This window comes from Streptomyces hypolithicus (assembly GCF_052934925.1).
In genome coordinates this window covers 5,806,928-5,825,115 of sequence record NZ_CM128811.1, presented here as the reverse complement: position 1 = coordinate 5,825,115, position 18,188 = coordinate 5,806,928, and the positions used below count along the sequence as shown (strand labels likewise).

Sequence of the window (18,188 nt, the reverse complement as noted above, 5' to 3'; positions counted from 1 at the left end):
GCCGGATGACGACTGAGGACTTCCGCCCCACCCATGTCGTGCCGCCGAACGGGTTGCCCGCGTGGGAGTCCCCAGACGTGTCCCGGCCCACCGAACCGCTGGATCCGCTGCTGCCGGTGCAGGTGCTCGACCGGCGGGGCGACTGGGGGCTGATCGCCTGCGCGAACGGCTGGTCGGCCTGGGTCGACGGCCGCCTCCTCGTCTCCGTACCGCAGGGGGCGCCGGCGGCCGTCCAGCCGCCCGCCCGCACGGCGGATCCGCGCCCGATGCTGGCCCGCGTACAGGAGTCGCTGAGCCAGTACCGGCGAGCGGCCGAGGACCTGGCCGACGGCCGCACGGACGGCGAAAGCTTCCGGCGCCACACGCAGGGGCTGCGGGTGGGGATGGTCGTGGAGGGCGAAGCGGTGTGGCTGTACGACGCGGAACACGAGCGGTGGCTGTACTGCGACGGCCTGCGCCTCAGTACGTACGCCGCCTCTTCCGCCGCCTCTTTCGCCGCGTCGGCCGCGGGCGGCGACCGGCCTCCGGCCCACGAACCGACCCGGGTGGTCGCCCCCGCACCCCACGACACCGGCGGCACCCCGGCACCCGGCCTGCCGCCGGACGAACCGGCCCCACCGGAACCTACCCAGGTCGTCGCCGCCCGGCCGCCCACACCGGGCCCCTTCACGTCCGACCCCGCTGCGGCCGCCCCGGCCGCCTCTTCTGCCAACTCCGCCCACGGACCGGAACCGACCCGGATCCCGGGTCACGCCGAAACACCGCCATCCGGACCGCCCGCCGGCCCGGAAGCGACCCGGGTCGTCGGCGGCGCAGCCCCACGGGAAGCCGCGTCGGCCGCCAGGCGGCAACCGACGCGGGTCGTCAGTGGTGCCGCCGAGGCACCGGAGCCGACGCCGGCCCCGCAAGCTGAAGCGGGAGACGACGACCAGGCGACCCGGCCCGTGCGGCCGGACCGGCGGTCCGGACCGGAGCCGCCAACCCGGCCCGGTGACGGTCAGTGACTCCGGGTCGGCGCGAAACGCAGCTGCCGGCCGGAAGCCCGTCCGAGCTGCTCGGGCAGCAGATCGCGGGCTACCGCGTGGAGAGCGAGATCGGCCGCGGCGGCATGGCCGTCGTCTACCGCGCCCGGGACCTGCGCCTGGACCGTACCGTCGCCCTCAAGCTGCTGGCGCCGGAACTCGCCCGCAACGACACCTTCCGGCAGCGGTTCTCTCACGAGTCCCGGGTGGCCGCCGCGATCGACCACCCGCACATCGTGCCGGTCTTCGAGGCCGGTGAGACCGACGGCGTGCTCTACATCGCGATGCGTTATGTCGCCGGGCAGGACCTGCGTCACCTGCTCGACCGGCAGGGCCCGCTGCCGCTGGGGACGGCCGTGCGGATCGCCGCGCAGGTGGCGTCCGCGCTCGACGCCGCCCACGAGCACGACCTCGTACACCGCGATGTGAAGCCCGGCAACATCCTGGTCGCCCAGGGCACCGACAGCGACCACCCCGAGCACGTGTACCTCACCGACTTCGGTCTGACGAAGAAGTCGCTGTCACTGACCGGATTCACCACGGTGGGCCAGTTCGTGGGCACGCTCGACTACGTCGCACCGGAGCAGATCTCCGGCCGCCCGGTGGACGGGAGGTGCGACGTCTACAGCTTCGCCTGCGTCGTGCACGAGTCGCTGGCGGGGGCGCCGCCGTTCCGGCGGGACGACGACATGGCGCTGCTGTGGGCCCACCAGTTCGATCCGCCGCCGCCCCTGACCGGGCTGCGCCCCGATCTCCCGGCCGCCGTCGACGGTGTCATGGCGAAGGCACTCGCCAAGAGCCCCGATGACCGTTACGACTCCTGCCTGCGATTCGTGGCCGCGCTGCGGGCCGCCGGGGCAGGCACCGGGCCGGCGGCCCATCCGCCGACGCGGGTGGACCTGCGGGGCGGCGTGTGGCCGGCCGGTTCGGAGCCCCCGCCGACGCCGCCGCGCTGGGCGCTGCCGGTCTTCCCCGAGGTGGTCCCATAGACGGGCCATGCCCGGGTCCTGTCACGTCACCACTTCGCCGCGCCGGCGCACCCGCGCGGCGAGCAGTCCGCCGGCGAACCCGGCGACCAGTCCCCAGAGCGCCGCGAGCCCGAGCGCCGTCCACAGCCGGGGCCGCAGCGAGAGCTCTCCCCCGAGCCCGCCGCCGGTGTCCCCGAGGTCTCCGATGCCCAGCAGCGACAGGCCGTAGCCGGCGGAGATCCCGGCGACCAGACAGACCGTCAGCACGGTGAGGGTGAGCGCCACGGCCATGTGCACGGCGTGCTGCCACAGGCGCTGGCCGGCCGGTGAGCGTACGGCCATCAGGAACGCGGCGGCCATCACCAGGACCGCCGCGACCGCCACGAGCACCCAGGCGGGCGCGCCCCGGTCGGCAAGGGTGGAGACGCTGAGCGTGGAGACGTCGGGCGTACGAAGCACCTGGTCCAGCACCTGGGGCATCGGAAGCCCGAAGGGCCCGTCCACCTTGCCCTCCCAGGTCCCGCCGAGCCCGAGAGTGAAGGCGATCCAGGCCAGGTTGGGCAGTGCGAGCAGGACGACGGCGAGTGTCTGCGCGGCATGGCCGTGCGTCACCATGACGATCAGCCCCGCGACCAGCCCGGCGGCGACGTACGCGAGCAGCAGCACCACCATGGCGAAGGCGGCCGGGCGTACGGGTTCCTGGAAGCGCACCAGGCGGGACGGCAGCGGGGCCCGGCGCGACACCAGCAGGGCCACCGTCAGCACGCCTGCCAGCCAGAGCAGTCCGAACAGCAGGGTGGCCGGGAGATCGGCGCGGAAGCCGACCCGCGACGAGGCGTCCAGGACGTCCCCGATCAGGTCGCCGGTCGGGTTCTCGACGGGCAGGGCGAAGCTGTGCCTGGCGAGCAGCGAGAGCAGGATCAGCGCCAGGACCCACAGGAGGGCGAGCCGCCCGGCCCGGAGGGCCAGTTCGCGGACACCGGCGACGGCCCGGTGCCGCAGCGGCCGCAGGAATCCGCCTGCGACGACCAGGGCGCCGACCAGAGTGACCGACAGCGGCAGCACGGAGAGTTCGGCCCTGGTCTCGGCGATCGCCCCGGCGTCGCCCGAGAGGCCCACGCTGCCGCCAGCGGCGATCACGACGACGGCCGCGACGATCTGAGCGAACCCGCCGCCGGGCAGACTCGCCGCGCCCGCCGCCCACAGCCCGAGAGCGGCCGTGACGGCCATCGCCGCCACGCCCCCGAGTGCCGCCACGAGCGCGTCGCGCCATCCGTGTGCGGCGTGCGTCGCGCCGCTTCGGTCGCTGAATCCCTGCCCGCTCACATGGCCACGTTAAGCACGGTCCTGGCGGCCCGCCGCCGGGGAGGGCCGACCGCGTCGGCTTGCGGGCCGTCCGGGTACGCGGCACACAATGAGGCACCAAGAGCATGAAATAGGACTTATTCCTACGTCGGGAAGAGCAGCGCGTGAGTGCCCAGCCGCCGTCCGGCCGCCCCACAGGACCTCCCTCCGGCCCACTTTCGGGCCCGACACAGCAGGGGCCGACACCACCGCCCGACACACCGTCGGGCCCCCCGTCCGGCCCCCCGAGCGGCGGCGGCCCAGGTGATCCCGGTGGTCCGGGTGGTCCGGGGGGCCCCAGCGGCACCAAGGGCCCCGGCGGCACCGGCGGCCGGCCCTGGTGGCGGTCCGTGCCCACGGTGGCGGCCATCGCGGCCGCCCTCGTGGCGGCGGTGGTGGTGACCGTGGTCCTCACCCGCCCCGACAAGGAATCCACCGGTTCGACCGCGAGCGGCGAGGTCTTCCTGCAACCCGCGGGCTCATCGGGCCCCGCCCCGTACACGGAGTCGACCGCGCGCAAGGCCGGCGCGGCGACCTCCCCCACCCCCCAGCCCAACGCGTCGGCGTCCGGGTCCAACGCCACCCGCGCGGTGCGGGGGTCCGACCCTGGTCTGTACGGCGGTACCCGCAAGGTCGCCAGCTGTGACGTGGAACAGCAGATCCAGGTGCTGACCTCCCAGCAGACCAAGACCGGGGCCTTCGCCGGGGTGCTGGACATCGAGCCCTCCGGCGTGCCCGAGTACCTGCGGTCGTTGACGCCGGTGCAGCTGCGGATGGACACCCGGGTCACCAACCACGGCTACGAGAACGGCGCCGCCACCAGCTACCAGGCCGTACTGCAGACCGGCACGGCCGTCCTCGTCGACGACCGCGGTGTGCCCAGGGTGCGCTGCGCCTGCGGCAACCCGTTGCGCCCGCCGGTCGCCCTCCAGGGCGCCCCCCGGCGTACGGGCACGTCTTGGCCGGCGTACCGGCCCTCCCAGGTCGTCACGGTGGTCCCGGCGGTCCAGGTGGTCAACGTGTTCGTCCTCTTCGACCCGAAGAGCGAGAAGTGGTTTACCCGCGACAGCGGTGACACCGGCGGCGGCGACGAGACGACCACACCTCCCCGCAGGGACCCGTCGTCGCCGTCGCCCTCCGAGGACGCGTCGCCGTCCGCGCCCTCGGAGCCTTCGCCGCCGGACGGTCCGACGTCCGAGGCGCCGTCTCCCGACGCCCCCTCGCCGGATTCACCCGAACCCGACGACCCCGGCACCGGCAATCCGCCCTCGCCGGACCCGCCCGAGGAGGCTCCCTCCTCCGACGACCCGCCGGCCGGAGAGACGTCGTTAGAGCCGCCCCGGTCCGAGGCGCCCGCCCCGGAGCCCCCGGCCGTCTCGCAGCCCTAAGGGGTGTCTGACAATCGGGATTAACGCACTACTGGGTAAGATATCGGCAGGAAGCTCGCACGACCGTCTCCCGCGCGTCGAAGGAGCCTCATGTCCAGTCGCCTGCGCACCCGTGATTCGGCACCCGCCGCCGGGTCGGCCTCCCGCCCGCCGGGACTCTCCGACCTGCCCGACATACCGGATCCGCGCACCATCCACACCCTGGACGCGCGCATCCTCTCCGTGGTGCTCTTCGAACGGCTGGCTGCCCTGCAAGAGGGCTCTGCGGAGTACGCGTACGTCCGCAACACCCTGGTCGAAATCAACCTCAGCCTGGTGAAGTACGCCGCCGCCCGGTTCCGGCACCGCAACCAGCCGATGGAGGACGTCGTCCAGGTGGGCACGATCGGCCTTATCAAGGCCATCAACCGGTTCGACGCGCAGCGCGAGGTGGAGTTTCCGTCCTTCGCGTTTCCGACGATCGAGGGCGAGATCAAACGGTTCTTCCGGGACAACAGCTGGGATGTCAGGGTGCCCCGCCGCCTCCAGGAACTGCGGATCGACATCGCCAGGGCCTGCGACGTAATGGAGCAGGACCTGGGCCGGGAACCCACCGATGCCGAGCTGTCGGACCACCTCGGTGTGGACGAGACCGAGGTACGGGAAGGCCGGCGGGCGGCGAACGGTTACACGGCCCGCTCCTTGGACACAGCGTTCGACGACGCGTCCGGGGCCCTCGGGCAGCGCTGTCTCGGCGAGGAGATGCGGGCGTACGACACCGTCGAGTGCGTAGCTACGCTCAAGCCGCTGGTCGCGGGCCTCGCTGAGCGGGACCGGGCGATCCTCACGCTGAGGTTCGGCGAGGAGCTGACCCAGCGGGAGATCGGCGAGCGGATGGGTATCTCCCAGATGCAGATCTCCCGGCTCCTTACCCGGATCCTGGCGGAACTGCGGGCCGGACTGCTCGCCGAAGACCCCGAAGATCCCGGAAGCCCGGATCCCGGAAGTCCCGGTCCCGGAGGACGTCCCGAGGACGCCCCCGGCGCTATCCGGGAGCCCGTCATGCCCGCCGTCGCCCCCTGAGCACCCGAAGCCTCCTGAGCACCGAAGACGCCCCGGATCTACTCCGGACACCCTTCAGTGCCACAACTCCCGCTTCAGTGCCACAACTCCCGCAGACGCGGGGGAACCGCCACCTCGACCCACACCGTCTTGCCCCGTTCCCCGGCCACACTCCCCCACGCCCCGGCGAGCCGTCGCAGCAGGATCAGGCCGTGCCCGCCGGGGGCCGTCACCGTGGACGGCCGGGGCTCGGGGTGCCGGGGACTGTGGTCGGCGACCTCGAAGCGCAGCCGGTCGACCGTGCAGTTCAGTACGAACTCACGAGGGCCTCCGGCGTGCAGGCACGCGTTCGTGACCACCTCCGACACGAGCAGCAGAACGTCGTCGACGGCCGACTGCCACTCTTCGTCCGCGGCGGGGATCCACCGCCAGTCGGCCAGCGCCTCGCGACTGAAGTCCCGGCAGCGGACGACCGCGTCACCGGTGCCGCAGAGCGTCAGCCTGCGTGTCTGGCCGCGCGTCCGCAGGACGTCACTCAAGGCCACTGGGGACCACCCGTTCCCGGTTGACAGCCTCTCGGACCTCTCAGGCCTCTCCACAGGCCGGTGCCCCGAATGCGGCTTTCTACCCGCCTACGGACGTCGATATGCCGATGGATGGGACTCGGCCTGCAGGGGCGCCAGCTCGTGCAGGAGCTGCTGGCACTCCGCGAGGAGACCGCCGACCGAGGTGGCCGTATCGGCGTCCTGCTCCAGCAGCTGCGCCTTGAGCTGCGCGTGCGCCGCCCAGGCGGCGTCCAGAGCCGTGGCACGTTCCTCCCGTGCGCCCAGGATGTTCCCTCCGAGGATGTTGCGGTCCGCCGCGCATACGTCGCCGGCCGCCTCCAGCAGATCCGCCAGGTGGCCCTGAGCGGGGCCCGGCAGCGGGGGGCACCCGGGATTGTCGCTGACCGTACGGACGAGCGCGCGGGTGAGGGACACGAGCGGGTCGGCGATGCGTCCCCACGCGTAGTCCCACTGGACCGGCGGCAGTCGCGGTCCGGTACGGCGCATCCGGCTGCCCGGATTGAGGCGGTAGCTCTCCCTGGTCCACCCGCGCGCGTCGTGCAGGTCCGAGAGGGTGACCATCAGGCGTCGCGCCTGGGCGTGCCGGTTCTCGGCCTTCTGCGGGTCGAGGCCCTCCCGCACCTCCGCGGCCGAACCGCGCAGCAGATCGGCGCTGTCCGCGGGGAGGCGCTGGAGGCAGTCCCGGACGCTGCGCAGGTGAACGGGCGGCAGGATCAGTGCGTTCACCGCGATGCCGATGACCGCGCCGACGAGCGACTCGAAGAGCCGGTGCAGGATGTCGATGCCCGAGTACGACCCGTACGCCAGCACGAACAGCGCCGTCGTCGGGGCGTACAGGCCGTGCTCGCCGAAGCGTGTCCAGTTGCCGAGCAGAACGGTGACGGGCAGTACGAGGGCCATGGCGGCCATCGTGTTGCCGGTCAGATTGGCGGCGCCCGCCGCCAGGACGGTGCCGATGGCGATCACGACCAGCTGCTGGACGCCGGACCGCAGGGAGCGGTAGACGGTGCTCTGCACGAGGACGACCGCCGTCCACGGGGCCATCAGTGCCATGGGGGCGTTCCACCACCAGCCGGTCAGCGCCCAGGCCAGGGTCGCTGCGGCGGCGGCCTTCAGGGACTGCGTGACCACGTCCCGCTCCGGGCCCGCGCTCTTCGCGGCCCGGGCCCCCGCACGCCACACCGTGGACGCCTCCCAGGTCAGTGACCGCCGCAGGCGTCCGGGTCCGCCGCCACCGGCGGGTGATGGTGGTTCACTGCCTGTCACTGCCACGCCTCCGGGTCGGTGTCTACGCTCTACGACACTGCACGCGTTCCCTGCACGGCGCCGTCAAACCGTCGTGCCCGGCCTGGCGCAACGCCTGCCACCTGCACGTCACGTGCAGGTGGTTGTGTCGGCGAGGTCCCCGTCGACATTGAGTACAGCCGCGCTTCATGGTCCGTCTGCGCAGTCACCGCGGACAGGCGAACGGACCGCGCGGCCCTGAGGGCGCGCGGCCCGTTCGCCTGCGGGCTGTCAGCGGTGCTTCTTGACCTTGTCGCGGGTCTTCTCGGCCGCTTCCTGGGCCTTACCCGTCATCTGCTCGCCGCGGCCCTCCGCCTGCATCTGATCGTCCTTGCCCGCCTTGCCGGCGGTTTCCTTCAGCTTGCCCTTGACCTGCTTCGCCTTCGCCTTGCTCACAGCGGTGTTCCTTCCACAGAGATCCGGGGTGACTGGACTGATCCCCACCTTGCTCCGGTCCCCCCAGGGCCGCAATCCGGGATATTCCACCCTTCCGACGGATCCGGTCGCGCGCCTGGTCAGTCTGGTCAGCCCGGGGACTCGTCGGGGGCCGGGTCGGTCTCCGGTTCACGGTCGTCCGGTGCGCCGGGGCGGGGTGGATTCTGGTCCTCGGCGTCGGCGGCCCCTTCGGACTGCTGGTCCGGAGGGTCCCTCGGCACCGGTGTGCCGTTCTCCTCAGGGTCTTCCGTCTGCGGGTTGGTCACGAGTCCTCCTCCGGCGGCCCGGCGAGACGGTGGGCCGCGCACAGCACGTACCCGTCCGTCGCGGGGCCATTCACACCCCGGCCGTCGCTTGTCCGGGAGCGGCCGGGCCCTGCGCCCGGCAGAGGCAGAACGGGTGGCCGGCGGGGTCGGCGTACACCCGGAAGCCGCGCTTGCCGCCGTCGTCCTCCAGATCGAGCGGGGTGGCGCCGAGCGCGATGACCTGCGCCTCGGCCGCCTCCACGTCGGGGACGTCGAAGTCCAGATGCATCTGCTGCGAGTTGTCGTCGGCCCGGGGCCAGTCCGGGTGCCGGAAGCCGGGTGCGCGCTGGAAGGCGATGCGGGCACCGCCGGGGACGTACAGGTCGTACCAGTCCCCCTCGCTGTCCCGCTTCACCTCCCCTCCGAGCACCGCGGCGTAGAAGCCGGATAGCGCCTGGGGATCGGGGCAGTCGAGGGCCACCAGACAGTACGTGGCGATGGGCATGCCAACCTCCCTGTTCTCGCGGATTCGCACCGGACCACTACCCCGCCCCGGCCAGCCCAACCGAACCGCACGATCGACGACATGTTGGTAGGAATGACCGCAAGCCATGTGTTACGACCGAAAGGCGTCACCGAGTGGAGTCCACCAGCCGGCCGGGACAGGCGCACAGCGCCGTCCTCACCTTGCACGTCAACGGCACGCCGCACACGCTGACGCTCGACCACCGCACCACGGTCCTGGATGCGCTGCGCGAGCATCTGCACCTCACCGGGGCGAAGAAGGGGTGTGATCACGGCCAGTGCGGTGCGTGCACCGTGCTTGTCGACGGGAGGCGGGCCAACAGCTGTCTGCTGTTCGCCGCCGCGTACGACGGCTCGCACCTCACCACGGTCGAGGGGCTGGCCGACGGCGACCAGCTCCATCCGGTGCAGGGGGCGTTCCTGGCACGAGACGCCCTGCAGTGCGGCTACTGCACGCCGGGCCAGGTGTGTTCGGCCGTCGGGGTACTGGCCGAGGCGGCCGAAGGGCACCCGTCCCACGTCACCGGAGACCAAGCGGCCCCGAGCGGTCCGGCCACCCTCACCCGGGACGAGATCCGGGAACGGATGAGCGGCAATCTGTGCCGGTGCGGCGCCTACCCGCGCATCGTGGACGCGATCGAGGAGGTGGCACGGTGAAACCTTTCGGGTACGTGCGCGCACAGAGCGCCGGAGAGGCCGTAGAAGCCTTCGCCGCCCATCCGGGGGCGCAGTATCTCGGTGGCGGCACCAATCTGGTGGACCTGATGAAGCTGGGCGTGACGAGTCCCGCCGTGCTCATCGACGTGAGCCGTCTACCGCTGGACGGGATCGACGAGACGTCCGACGGAGCGCTGCACATCGGTTCGGCCGTGCGCAACAGCGACCTGGCAGCGCACCCGGCCGTCCGCAGCCGCTACGCCGTCCTGTCGCAGGCGCTGCTCTCCGGCGCTTCGGGCCAGCTGCGCAACACCGCGACCACCGCGGGGAATCTGCTGCAGCGCACCCGTTGCCCGTACTTCCAGGACACCTCGAAGCCGTGCAACAAGCGCGTCCCGGGTTCGGGCTGCCCGGCCCGCGAGGGGGTCCACCGCGATCTCGCGGTGCTCGGCCACTCGCCGCACTGCGTCGCCACCCACCCCTCCGACATGGCGGTGGCGCTGGCCGCCCTCGACGCCACGGTGCACCTGCGCGGCCCCAAGGGCGCCCGCACCGTGCCGGCCGCGGACTTCCACCGGCTGCCGGGTGAGCGCCCCCAGGACGACACGGTGATCCGTCCGGGTGAGCTGGTCACCGGCGTGTCGCTGCCGCCCGCGCTGCCGGGCGCCCGTTCCGCCTACCGCAAGGCCCGCGACCGTGCCTCGTACGCGTTCGCACTGGCCTCCGTCGCCGCCGTGCTGCGCGTCGAGGACGGCGCCGTAACCGACGCGTCGCTCGTCTTCGGCGGGCTGGCGCACCGGCCTTGGAGGGCCCGGGCTGCCGAGGAGGTGCTGCGCGGGGCGCCCGCCACCGAGGACAGCTTCGCCCGGGCGGCCGACGCCGAGCTCGCCGCGGCCGAGCCGCTGCGTGACAACGGCTTCAAGGTGCGGCTCGCCCGCAATCTCGCCGTGAGCGTGCTGACGGGGCTCGCCGCCCGCACCGAAGGACGTGAGGAACCGTCATGAGCCATGCACCCACATCGCTGGGCACCGACGCCGTCCGCCGGGAGGGCCGCGACAAGGTCACGGGCGCCGCGCGGTACGCCGTCGAGCACACGCCCGCCGGCTGCGCCCACGCGTGGCCGGTGCCGGCCGCCGTCGCACGGGGCCGCGTCACCGCCGTGCACACGGACGACGTACTGGCCCTGCCCGGTGTGCACGCCGTCCTCACCCACGAGAACGCGCCGCGTGTCGAGAAACCGGACGACGCGACGCTCGCCCTTCTCCAGAACGACCGCGTGCCGCACCGGGGCTGGTACGTCGCCCTCGTGGTCGCCGACACCCTGGAGAACGCCCGGGCCGGCGCCGCGGCGCTGCGGATCGAGTACGCGAGCGAGGAGCACGACGTACGACTCACCCCCGGCCATCCCGGCCTCTACACCCCGGACGAGGCGAACGGGGGCCATCCCGGAGTGCGTGAGCGGGGCGACTTCGACGCGGAGTTCGCAGCCGCCGACGTCCAGGTCGACGTGACGTACACGATGGGGGCGCTGCACAACCACCCGATGGAGCCGCACGCCGCCACCGCGCATTTCAAGGACGGGCAGCTGCTCGTGCGCGACTCCAGTCAGGGCGCCACCACGGTCCAGGCCACGCTCGCCTCGATGTTCGATCTGAAGCAGGAGAAGGTCACCGTCGTCTCCGAGCACGTCGGCGGCGGGTTCGGCTGCAAGGGCACCCCGCGCCCCCACGTGGTGCTGGCGGTCATGGCCGCGCTGCACACCGGGCTGCCCGTCAAGCTGGCGCTCCCCCGCAGGCAGTTGCCCGCCGTCGTCGGCCACCGCGCGCCGACCCTGCAGCGGGTGCGGCTGGGAGCGGGCGCCGACGGCGTCATCTCAGCGCTCGCCCATGAGGTGACCACGTGGACCTCCACGGTGAAGGAGTTCGTGGAGCAGGCCGCGGTCCCGGCACGCACCATGTACACCTCGCCACACAGCCGCACCGTGCACCGGGTGACCGCCCTGGACGTGCCGACGCCCTCGTGGATGCGCGCCCCCGGCGAGGCCTCGGGGATGTACGCCCTGGAGTCGGCGATGGACGAACTCGCGACCGCCGCCGGTGTCGACCCGGTCGAACTGCGGCTGCGCAACGAACCGGACACCGAACCCGACAGCGGCAACCCCTTCAGCAGCCGAAATCTGGCCGGGTGCCTGCGGGAGGGTGCCCGGCGCTTCGGCTGGCCGCAGCGCAACCCGCGTCCCGGTGTCCGCCGCGAGGGGGACCTGCTGCTGGGCACGGGGGTGGCCGCGAGCACCTATCCGGTGCTCGTCAGCCCTTCCTCCGCCACCGCGCACGCCGCCCCCGACGGCACGTATGTGATCCGGACCAACGCCACGGACATCGGCACCGGCGCCCGCACGGTGCTCGCGCAGATCGCGGCCGACGCACTGGGCACGCCGCTGGAGAAGGTACGCATCGAGATCGGCAGCAGCGCGCTGCCCGCGGCCCCGCTGGCCGGCGGCTCCTCCGGCACGGCGTCGTGGGGTTGGGCCGTACACAAGGCGTGCGCGGCTCTCGCCGGGCGCCTTCAGGATCTCACGGGACCGCTGCCCGCGGAGGGGGTGACCGTGGCGGCGGACACCGAGGAGGAGGCGGGGCAGGAGTCGCCGTACGCGCGGCACGCCTTCGGAGCGAACTTCGCCGAGGTCCAGGTCGACACGGTGACGGGCGAGGTCCGCGTACGCCGCCTCCTCGGCGTCTACGCCGCCGGGCGCATCCTCAATGCCCGCACCGCGAGGTCCCAGTTCATCGGCGGCATGGTCATGGGCCTGGGCATGGCGCTGACCGAGCACAGCACCATGGACCCGGCCTTCGGGGACTGGGCCGAGAGCGATCTGGCGTCGTATCACGTCCCGGCCTGCGCGGACATTCCCTCGATCGAGGCGCACTGGCTCGAAGAGGACGACCCCCATCTGAACCCGATGGGCAGCAAGGGCATCGGGGAGATCGGCAACGTCGGCACGGCTGCGGCCATCGGCAACGCCGTGCACCATGCGGTCGGAGTACGGCTGCGCGAGCTGCCGTTGACACCGGACAGGCTGCTGCCGCATCTGACGGGATGAGCGGGACGAACGGCATGAACTGCCGGGCCGCGCGGCGGCGGAGAGCGCTGCCGGGCGGCCCGGGGTCCGTCAGGCCGCGCGGACCTCGCCCGCGCGGTGGCCGCGGATGACGCCGGCGTAGTGGTGGCCGCTGCCCTTGATGGTGCGGCGCTGCGTCTTGTAGTCGACGTGGACGAGGCCGAAGCGCTTGTCGTAGCCGTACGCCCACTCGAAGTTGTCCAGCAGCGACCAGGCGTAGTAGCCGGCCAGGGGGGGCGCCCCGGCGGGCCGCGCGGGCGCAGGCGGCGAGGTGCTCGCCGAGGTACTGGGTGCGCTCGCGGTCGTCGATCGTTCCGTCGGCGAGGACTGCGTCGGGGTAGGCGGATCCGTTCTCGGTGACGTAGAGCTTACGGGCGCCGTAGTCGTCGGTGAGGCGCATCAGCAGGGTTTCGAGGCCGCTCGCGTCGATCTCCCAGTCCATGCCGGTGCGCGGGACGCCGAGCCGGCGGATCTGGCGGGCATACGGCTGGGGGCCGCCGGGGTCGTCGGTCACCACGGCCGGGAAGTAGTAGTTCAGTCCCAGCCACTCCAGCGGCTGCGCGATGGTTTCCAGGTCGCCGGCCCGCTCCGGCAGGTCCACGCCGTACACGTCGATCATGTCGGCGGGGAAGCCGCGGCCGTGGACCGGGTCGAGCCACCAGCGGTTGGTGTGTCCGTCCATGCGGTGCGCGGCGGCGACATCGGCGGCGGACGCGGACGCGGGCTCGACGGTGGAGAGATTGTTGACGATGCCGATCAGGGACGGGCCGCCAGACGCGGCGCGGATGGCCTGCGTGGCGAGGCCGTGTCCGAGAAGCAGATGGTAGGAGGCGCGGACAGCGGCGGTGATGTCGGTGAGACCGGGGGCCATCTTCCCTTCGAGGTGGCCGATCCAGGCGGAGCACAGCGGCTCGTTGAGGGTCGCCCAGTGCTGCACGCGGTCACCGAGCGCGCCGGCGACCACGGACGCGTACGAGGCGAAGCGCTCGGCGGTCTCCCGCTGCGTCCAACGCGACCGACGGGAAGACCACCACCCGCTGGGCCAGCGACTGGAGCGACCCGCAGAACATCCAGGTGGACCTCGGGGCGCCGAAGCCGATCCGCCAGATCCAGCTCGTCTGGGACCCGGCGTACGCCAAGTCCTACGAGGTGCAGGTGTCGGACGACGGCAACACCTGGTGCTCGGTGCACTCCACGACGACCGGCAACGGCGACATCGACAGCATCGACGTGACGGCGACCGCCCGCCATGTGCGGCTGCACCTCACCGCGCGCGGCACCGGCTGGGGCTACTCGTTGTTCGAGTTCGGCGTCTACAGCTGACACATCCGATCCTGACCAAAACCTCAGGAGGTCTCCCATGAGAGCCAGTTCGAAGAGTTTCTCCGCATTACTGGTCACCACGGCCCTGGCCGCCACCCTGCTGGGCGTCGGCTCGATCGCCACGGCGGCGGACCCCGATCCGTCGTCCGCGACCCGGCAGGCGTCCGCGCCGGCCGGCCACTCCGGGCACACCATGGCAGCGTCCGTGCTGTCGTCGGGCGACGACCCGGACGGCGACGGCTACATACCGGCGAACCCGCCGGTCACCGGCGTGACACCGTCCGACAGGGAACCGGCGCCCCGCTACTTCCACGAGTTCCAGGCCAACTGCTCGGTGACCCACACCAAACCGGACGACCCGATCGTCTACCCGGGGCAGCCCGGCAAGTCCCACGACCACACGTTCATGGGCAACACCACGACGAACGCCGGCAGCACCACGGCGTCCCTGTCCGGCGGTGCCACCTCCTGCAAGGCGCCGGGCGACTCCTCGGCGTACTGGATGCCCTCCCTGTACAAGGGGGAGCAGAAGATCCTCCCGGTCGGGCCGCAGGTCATCTACTACAAGGCGGGGGTCACCGACTACACCAGCGTGCGACCGTTCCCCAAGGGACTGCGGTTCGTTGTCGGCAATCCCGTGCAGAGCGCCCAGGAGTTCCGCAACCACAAGGGCTGGGTCGAGGGCTGGGAGTGCGGCGAAAGCTTCGGCAACGTCGACATCCCGCAGAGTTGCCCGCACGGCAGTCAGCTCAACCTGCGGATGTAGGCGCCGAGTTGCTGGAACGGCACACATCTGGACACGCCGAACCACCAGAGCCACATGGCGTATCCGATCGTCAAGGCGGGCACGAACAACAACGTCTGTCCGACCAGCCACCCGGTGGCGCTGCCCATGGTCGAATTCAAGATGGCGTTCCCGGCGGACGGCGACATGTCGACCGTGAAGCTGGCAAGCGGGCGCGGTTACTCGTTCCACTACGACTTCTTCAACGCGTGGGACGAGCGAACTCTCAAGGCGATGGTCGATCACTGCGTGGTGGGCGGCCTGCAGTGTGACGCCCGCGGCTACGACCAGGCGCATCCCGGCGCGGGGGCCGCACTGAACGCGGAGTACCGGCTGCCGTGACCGGCGGGTCGCACAACGAGTAGTTCTCGCCGCACCAACACGGCACCAACACGGCACCAACTGCCCGGTGCGCCGGCTTTCCCGCCGACGCACCGGGCAGCGGTGTGCCTCAGGCCGAGGCGCGGAGCACGAGTTCCGGTTCGAAGATCAGCGAGGTGGGGGTGGTCAGCTTGCCCTCGATCTGCTCCTGGAGCAGCCGGGCCATGGCCGCCGCCATCTCCTCCACCGGTTGCCGGACTGTGGTGAGCGGCGGCCGGCAGCCGACCGCGGCGCTGGAGTCGTCGAATCCGACCACGGCCACGTCCTCGGGTACGCGTTTGCCCGCCTCCCGGACCGCGTGGCAGACACCTTGCGCCATCAGGTCATTGGCTGCGAACACCCCGTCGATCTCCGGGTGTTCGGCGAGCAGCCGAGTCATCGCCGCCGCCCCGCTGTCGAACGTGAAGCCGCCTTCCGCTATCGGGATGTACGGGTGGCCACGGCGCGCCATCGTGTCCTGGAACCCGGCGAGCCGGTCCTGGGCCGCAGGCAGGTCGAGCGGCCCGGCGACGGTGGCAACCCGCCGGCAGCCGCGAGCCAGCAGGTGCTCGGCGGCCAGCCGTCCGCCGTCCCGGTGCGCCAGGTCGACGTAGGTGAGGGGCGCGGTGGGCATCGCCGGGCGGGCGAAGAGCACGCAGGGGACGCTCTCGGCCGCGAGCAAGGCGGGCAGCGGGTCCTCCGCGTGGGTCGAGAAGACGAGCGCGCCGTCGGCGCTGCCCTGCCGGAGGTAGGTCAGAACCTGCTGCCGGGCGGGCTCCGACTCGGCGAACATCAGCACCGGGAACACCGAGCGCGGGCGCAGGAAGCCGACGACTCCGCTGACCGCGCGGCCGAAGAAGGGGTCGGCGAGCACGCGGGCCGCGAAGGCGTTGTCGCCTCCGGTGGACGCGTCGGTGCCGGTGTCGGCGCTCCCGGTGTCGGTCTCGGCGTCGTCGCTCCCGGTGTCATTGCTCCCGGTGTCGTCGCCCGCGCCCGAGACCACCAGCGCGATGGTCTCGGCGCGCCGGGTCACCAGCGTCCGGGCGGCGCGGTTCGGGGCGTATCCGGTCCGCCCGATCGCTTCGCGGACCGCTTCACGGATGGCAGGATCGACGTTACGGATGCCGTTGACGACACGGGAGACGGTCGCCCGGGAGACGCCCGCCGCCCGGGCCACGTCCTCAAGGGTGGGCGCCTGTCTGGTCATGACCGCACCCTACCGGCCGAAACCGCCGACGCGGGAGCGCTCTCCCGAGCCGGGAGTCGGGTCAGCGGCGTACGGACGGGGCTCCAGTTCGGCGACGGCCGTCAGCGGGAGCTCGCCGGCCGACGGCCCCACCCGTACGTCGTACGTACCCGGCTCCACGCACCAGCCGTGGTCCTCGGCAGACCAGTGCCGCAGCGCCCGCGCCGTGACCGGGATCCTCGCGGTCGCGCGTTCGCCCGGACGGGCCTCGACCGCGGCGTATCCGGCCAGCCAGCGGTGGGGCCGCTCCACGGCCGAACCGGGCCTGGCGAGGTAGACCTGGACCACCTCCCGGCCGGACCGTTCGCCCGTGTTGCGGACTTGGACGGTGACGGTGAAGGCGTCGCCGGACGACGCGGCCCGGACCGCCACGCTGTCGTACGCCCACGTCGTGTACCCGAGGCCGTGCCCGAACCAGTACGCCGGCTCGCGCTCCTCGCGCAGCCAGGCGCGGTAGCCGATGTGGAGCCCCTCGGCGTAGTCGAGCACACCGTCGGCGGGGCGCGTGTCCGTGACAGGTACGTCGCCGAGCGCCGCCCCCCAGGTGGTGGGCAGCCGGCCGCCGGGCTCGGCCCGCCCGAAGAGGACATCCGCGATGCCGGTGCCCGCCTCCTGGCCGGGAAACCACGTCACCAGCACCGCGGCGGCCGATTCGCGCCACGGCAGCTCCACCGGGCCGCCGGCGTTCACGACGACCACCGTGCGCGGATTGGCCGCGGTCACCGCCCGTACCAAGTCGCCCTGCGGGCCCGGAAGTCCCAGGCTCTCGCGGTCATGCCCCTCGGACTCGCTGTCCTGGGTGGTGCCGACGAACACGACGGCCACATCCGCGTTCCGTGCGGCTTCGGCCGCTTCGGCGACGGCCGCCGCCGGATCCGGTGCCGGGGGCCGCGCGGTCACGAGGGTGGCGCGGCCGGTGTCATGGGCGAGTTCGCGTCGCACCACGACGTGCACCGCCCGGCCCGCTGCGAGGTGTGTGTGCCCGTAGTGGCACGGGGGGTTGACGTGAACGACGGCCGGGTCGTCGGTGTCACGCGGGAAGTCGCCGTCGACCAGGACGCGGTCGTCCACGGTCAGAGTCATGCGGCCGTAGCCGCCGACGCCGAACGTCCAGGTGCCATCGGCGTCCGGCAGGAGCAGGGCACTGAGCTCCACGGTGTGGGCGCCGGGTGGCAGTGGCGGCTCCAGCTGGCGTCCCGTCAGGTGGTGTTCCGCGACCAGTTCGTGGCCCTCGGCGTCGAGCACGCGCAGCAACACGCCGGGCCGGCCGCTGAGGGGGTCGCGGCAGGCTTGGCCCTTGGAACCGAGCGGTGGCGGGGCGTCGACGACCGGGCCCGGGGCGGGGACGACGTGCGCCCGGCCGGCGAGCTCCGCGCGGATGCCGTCGAGCGGCGTGGTGACGTGCTGCGGGAAGAGCCCGGCGCTGCCGCCGCCTTGCGCCCTCGGCCGGGTGGCGTGCGCGCCCAGCACGGCGACCGTACGCAGAGCCGTGGGATCCAGGGGCAACAGGTCGTCGCGATTGCGCAGGAGCACGGAACCGGCCGCGACCGTACGTCGCAGCAGGCTCCTCACGTCGACGGGGTGTTGCGGAGCGATGGGGGCGGGTGCTGGGGCGGGGGCAGGCTCCCGCCCGGAGCCCGCTGTGTCGAGCGCTCCCACCCGGGCGGCGAGCCGCAGCAGGCGCCTGACCTTGTCGTCGACCGCCTCCACCGGGACGGCCCCGTCGAGGACCGCTCGCTCCAGGGCCGCGCCCCACGGCCCTCGGGGCCCCGGCATGACGAGGTCCTGCCCGGACAGGGCGGACGCCTCGGTGGACCGCACCGCGGCCCAGTCGGAGACGACGACGCCGTCGAAGCCCCCACACCGGCCGGCCCGTCGGAGG

The 18,188-nt window shown here is 72.6% G+C and carries 14 protein-coding genes and 4 pseudogenes; 9 read left to right on the top strand and 9 right to left on the bottom strand.

The genetic code is table 11. The features are described 5' to 3' along the window. Window positions 1-5 precede the first annotated feature (5 nt). The gene (locus ACU6WZ_RS27490) at window positions 6-1,004 is read left to right on the top strand and encodes a hypothetical protein (RefSeq protein ID WP_447030870.1); all 999 of its coding nucleotides are present in this window, start codon (window positions 6-8) and stop codon (window positions 1,002-1,004) included. Further along, window positions 1,001-2,011, top strand: coding sequence for a serine/threonine-protein kinase (locus tag ACU6WZ_RS27485; protein WP_447030869.1), 1,011 nt, complete (start codon window positions 1,001-1,003; stop codon window positions 2,009-2,011). The genes ACU6WZ_RS27490 and ACU6WZ_RS27485 overlap by 4 nt, the downstream gene beginning before the upstream one ends. A 21-nt stretch (window positions 2,012-2,032) precedes the next feature. Here ACU6WZ_RS27485 and ACU6WZ_RS27480 read toward each other — a convergent pair whose 3' ends face one another. Further along, window positions 2,033-3,316 carry a streptophobe family protein gene (locus ACU6WZ_RS27480; RefSeq protein ID WP_447030868.1) on the bottom strand — a complete coding sequence of 428 codons (1,284 nt, stop codon included), beginning with the start codon at window positions 3,314-3,316 and terminating at the stop codon, window positions 2,033-2,035. 143 nt (window positions 3,317-3,459) lie between these two features. Between ACU6WZ_RS27480 and ACU6WZ_RS27475 the strand changes: the two genes are divergently transcribed. Next, on the top strand, window positions 3,460-4,722 hold the full coding sequence (locus tag ACU6WZ_RS27475; protein WP_447030867.1) for a DUF6777 domain-containing protein: 1,263 nt from the start codon (window positions 3,460-3,462) through the stop codon (window positions 4,720-4,722). Window positions 4,723-4,812: 90 nt separating this feature from the next. Beyond that, window positions 4,813-5,784: a SigB/SigF/SigG family RNA polymerase sigma factor gene (locus ACU6WZ_RS27470; RefSeq protein WP_447030866.1), complete on the top strand. Its 972-nt coding sequence runs from the start codon at window positions 4,813-4,815 to the stop codon at window positions 5,782-5,784. Between the two features lie 74 nt (window positions 5,785-5,858). On the opposite strand, the gene ACU6WZ_RS27465 is transcribed toward ACU6WZ_RS27470, so the two are convergent. The 5 genes from ACU6WZ_RS27465 to ACU6WZ_RS27445 all read right to left on the bottom strand — a co-directional run bounded on the left by ACU6WZ_RS27465 (window position 5,859) and on the right by ACU6WZ_RS27445 (window position 8,798). Then, window positions 5,859-6,308, bottom strand: coding sequence for an ATP-binding protein (locus ACU6WZ_RS27465; protein WP_447030865.1), 450 nt, complete (start codon window positions 6,306-6,308; stop codon window positions 5,859-5,861). Window positions 6,309-6,395: 87 nt separating this feature from the next. Then, window positions 6,396-7,460 carry an FUSC family protein gene (locus ACU6WZ_RS27460; protein WP_447030864.1) on the bottom strand — a complete coding sequence of 355 codons (1,065 nt, stop codon included), beginning with the start codon at window positions 7,458-7,460 and terminating at the stop codon, window positions 6,396-6,398. Window positions 7,461-7,844: 384 nt separating this feature from the next. Continuing rightward, the gene (locus ACU6WZ_RS27455) at window positions 7,845-8,009 is read right to left on the bottom strand and encodes a CsbD family protein (protein WP_447030863.1); all 165 of its coding nucleotides are present in this window, start codon (window positions 8,007-8,009) and stop codon (window positions 7,845-7,847) included. A 128-nt stretch (window positions 8,010-8,137) separates the two neighbouring features. Next, entirely contained in the window at window positions 8,138-8,314 is a 177-nt protein-coding gene (locus tag ACU6WZ_RS27450; protein WP_447030862.1) for a hypothetical protein, read from the bottom strand. 70 nt (window positions 8,315-8,384) lie between these two features. Next, complete coding sequence (locus ACU6WZ_RS27445; protein ID WP_447030861.1) at window positions 8,385-8,798, bottom strand: VOC family protein; 414 nt, start codon at window positions 8,796-8,798, stop codon at window positions 8,385-8,387. 134 nt (window positions 8,799-8,932) lie between these two features. Here ACU6WZ_RS27445 and ACU6WZ_RS27440 point away from each other — a divergent pair, with 134 nt between their 5' ends. The 3 genes from ACU6WZ_RS27440 to ACU6WZ_RS27430 are packed head-to-tail and all read left to right on the top strand — an operon-like array spanning window position 8,933 to window position 12,575. Next, window positions 8,933-9,475, top strand: coding sequence for a 2Fe-2S iron-sulfur cluster-binding protein (locus tag ACU6WZ_RS27440; protein WP_447030860.1), 543 nt, complete (start codon window positions 8,933-8,935; stop codon window positions 9,473-9,475). Then, window positions 9,472-10,479 carry an FAD binding domain-containing protein gene (locus tag ACU6WZ_RS27435; RefSeq protein ID WP_447030859.1) on the top strand — a complete coding sequence of 336 codons (1,008 nt, stop codon included), beginning with the start codon at window positions 9,472-9,474 and terminating at the stop codon, window positions 10,477-10,479. The genes ACU6WZ_RS27440 and ACU6WZ_RS27435 overlap by 4 nt, the downstream gene beginning before the upstream one ends. Next, entirely contained in the window at window positions 10,476-12,575 is a 2,100-nt protein-coding gene (locus tag ACU6WZ_RS27430) for a xanthine dehydrogenase family protein molybdopterin-binding subunit (protein WP_447030858.1), read from the top strand. The genes ACU6WZ_RS27435 and ACU6WZ_RS27430 overlap by 4 nt, the downstream gene beginning before the upstream one ends. 69 nt (window positions 12,576-12,644) lie before the next feature. Here ACU6WZ_RS27430 and ACU6WZ_RS27425 read toward each other — a convergent pair. Further along, window positions 12,645-13,611: pseudogene (locus ACU6WZ_RS27425) on the bottom strand (family 1 glycosylhydrolase); the annotation flags it as partial. Between ACU6WZ_RS27425 and ACU6WZ_RS27420 the strand changes: the two are divergent. Next, window positions 13,599-13,916: pseudogene (locus tag ACU6WZ_RS27420) on the top strand (discoidin domain-containing protein); the annotation flags it as partial. The pseudogenes ACU6WZ_RS27425 and ACU6WZ_RS27420 overlap by 13 nt on opposite strands. Before the next feature lie 37 nt (window positions 13,917-13,953). Further along, a pseudogene (locus tag ACU6WZ_RS27415) lies at window positions 13,954-15,042 on the top strand (DUF1996 domain-containing protein). 109 nt (window positions 15,043-15,151) lie between these two features. Here the strand turns inward: ACU6WZ_RS27415 and ACU6WZ_RS27410 are convergent. Further along, on the bottom strand, window positions 15,152-16,267 hold the full coding sequence (locus ACU6WZ_RS27410; protein WP_447030857.1) for a LacI family DNA-binding transcriptional regulator: 1,116 nt from the start codon (window positions 16,265-16,267) through the stop codon (window positions 15,152-15,154). 9 nt (window positions 16,268-16,276) lie between these two features. After that, window positions 16,277-18,163: pseudogene (locus ACU6WZ_RS27405) on the bottom strand (glycoside hydrolase family 3 protein); the annotation flags it as partial. Window positions 18,164-18,188 lie beyond the last annotated feature (25 nt).

Bases quoted from the DNA above. Each gene is read 5' to 3' on its own strand.
- ACU6WZ_RS27490 (WP_447030870.1), top strand. From the start codon at position 6: ATGACGACTGAGGACTTCCGCCCCACCCATGTCGTGCCGCCGAACGGG.
- ACU6WZ_RS27470 (WP_447030866.1), top strand. From the start codon at position 4,813: ATGTCCAGTCGCCTGCGCACCCGTGATTCGGCACCCGCCGCCGGGTCG.
- ACU6WZ_RS27445 (WP_447030861.1), bottom strand. From the start codon at position 8,798: ATGCCCATCGCCACGTACTGTCTGGTGGCCCTCGACTGCCCCGATCCC.
- ACU6WZ_RS27430 (WP_447030858.1), top strand. From the start codon at position 10,476: ATGAGCCATGCACCCACATCGCTGGGCACCGACGCCGTCCGCCGGGAG.
- ACU6WZ_RS27410 (WP_447030857.1), bottom strand. From the start codon at position 16,267: ATGACCAGACAGGCGCCCACCCTTGAGGACGTGGCCCGGGCGGCGGGC.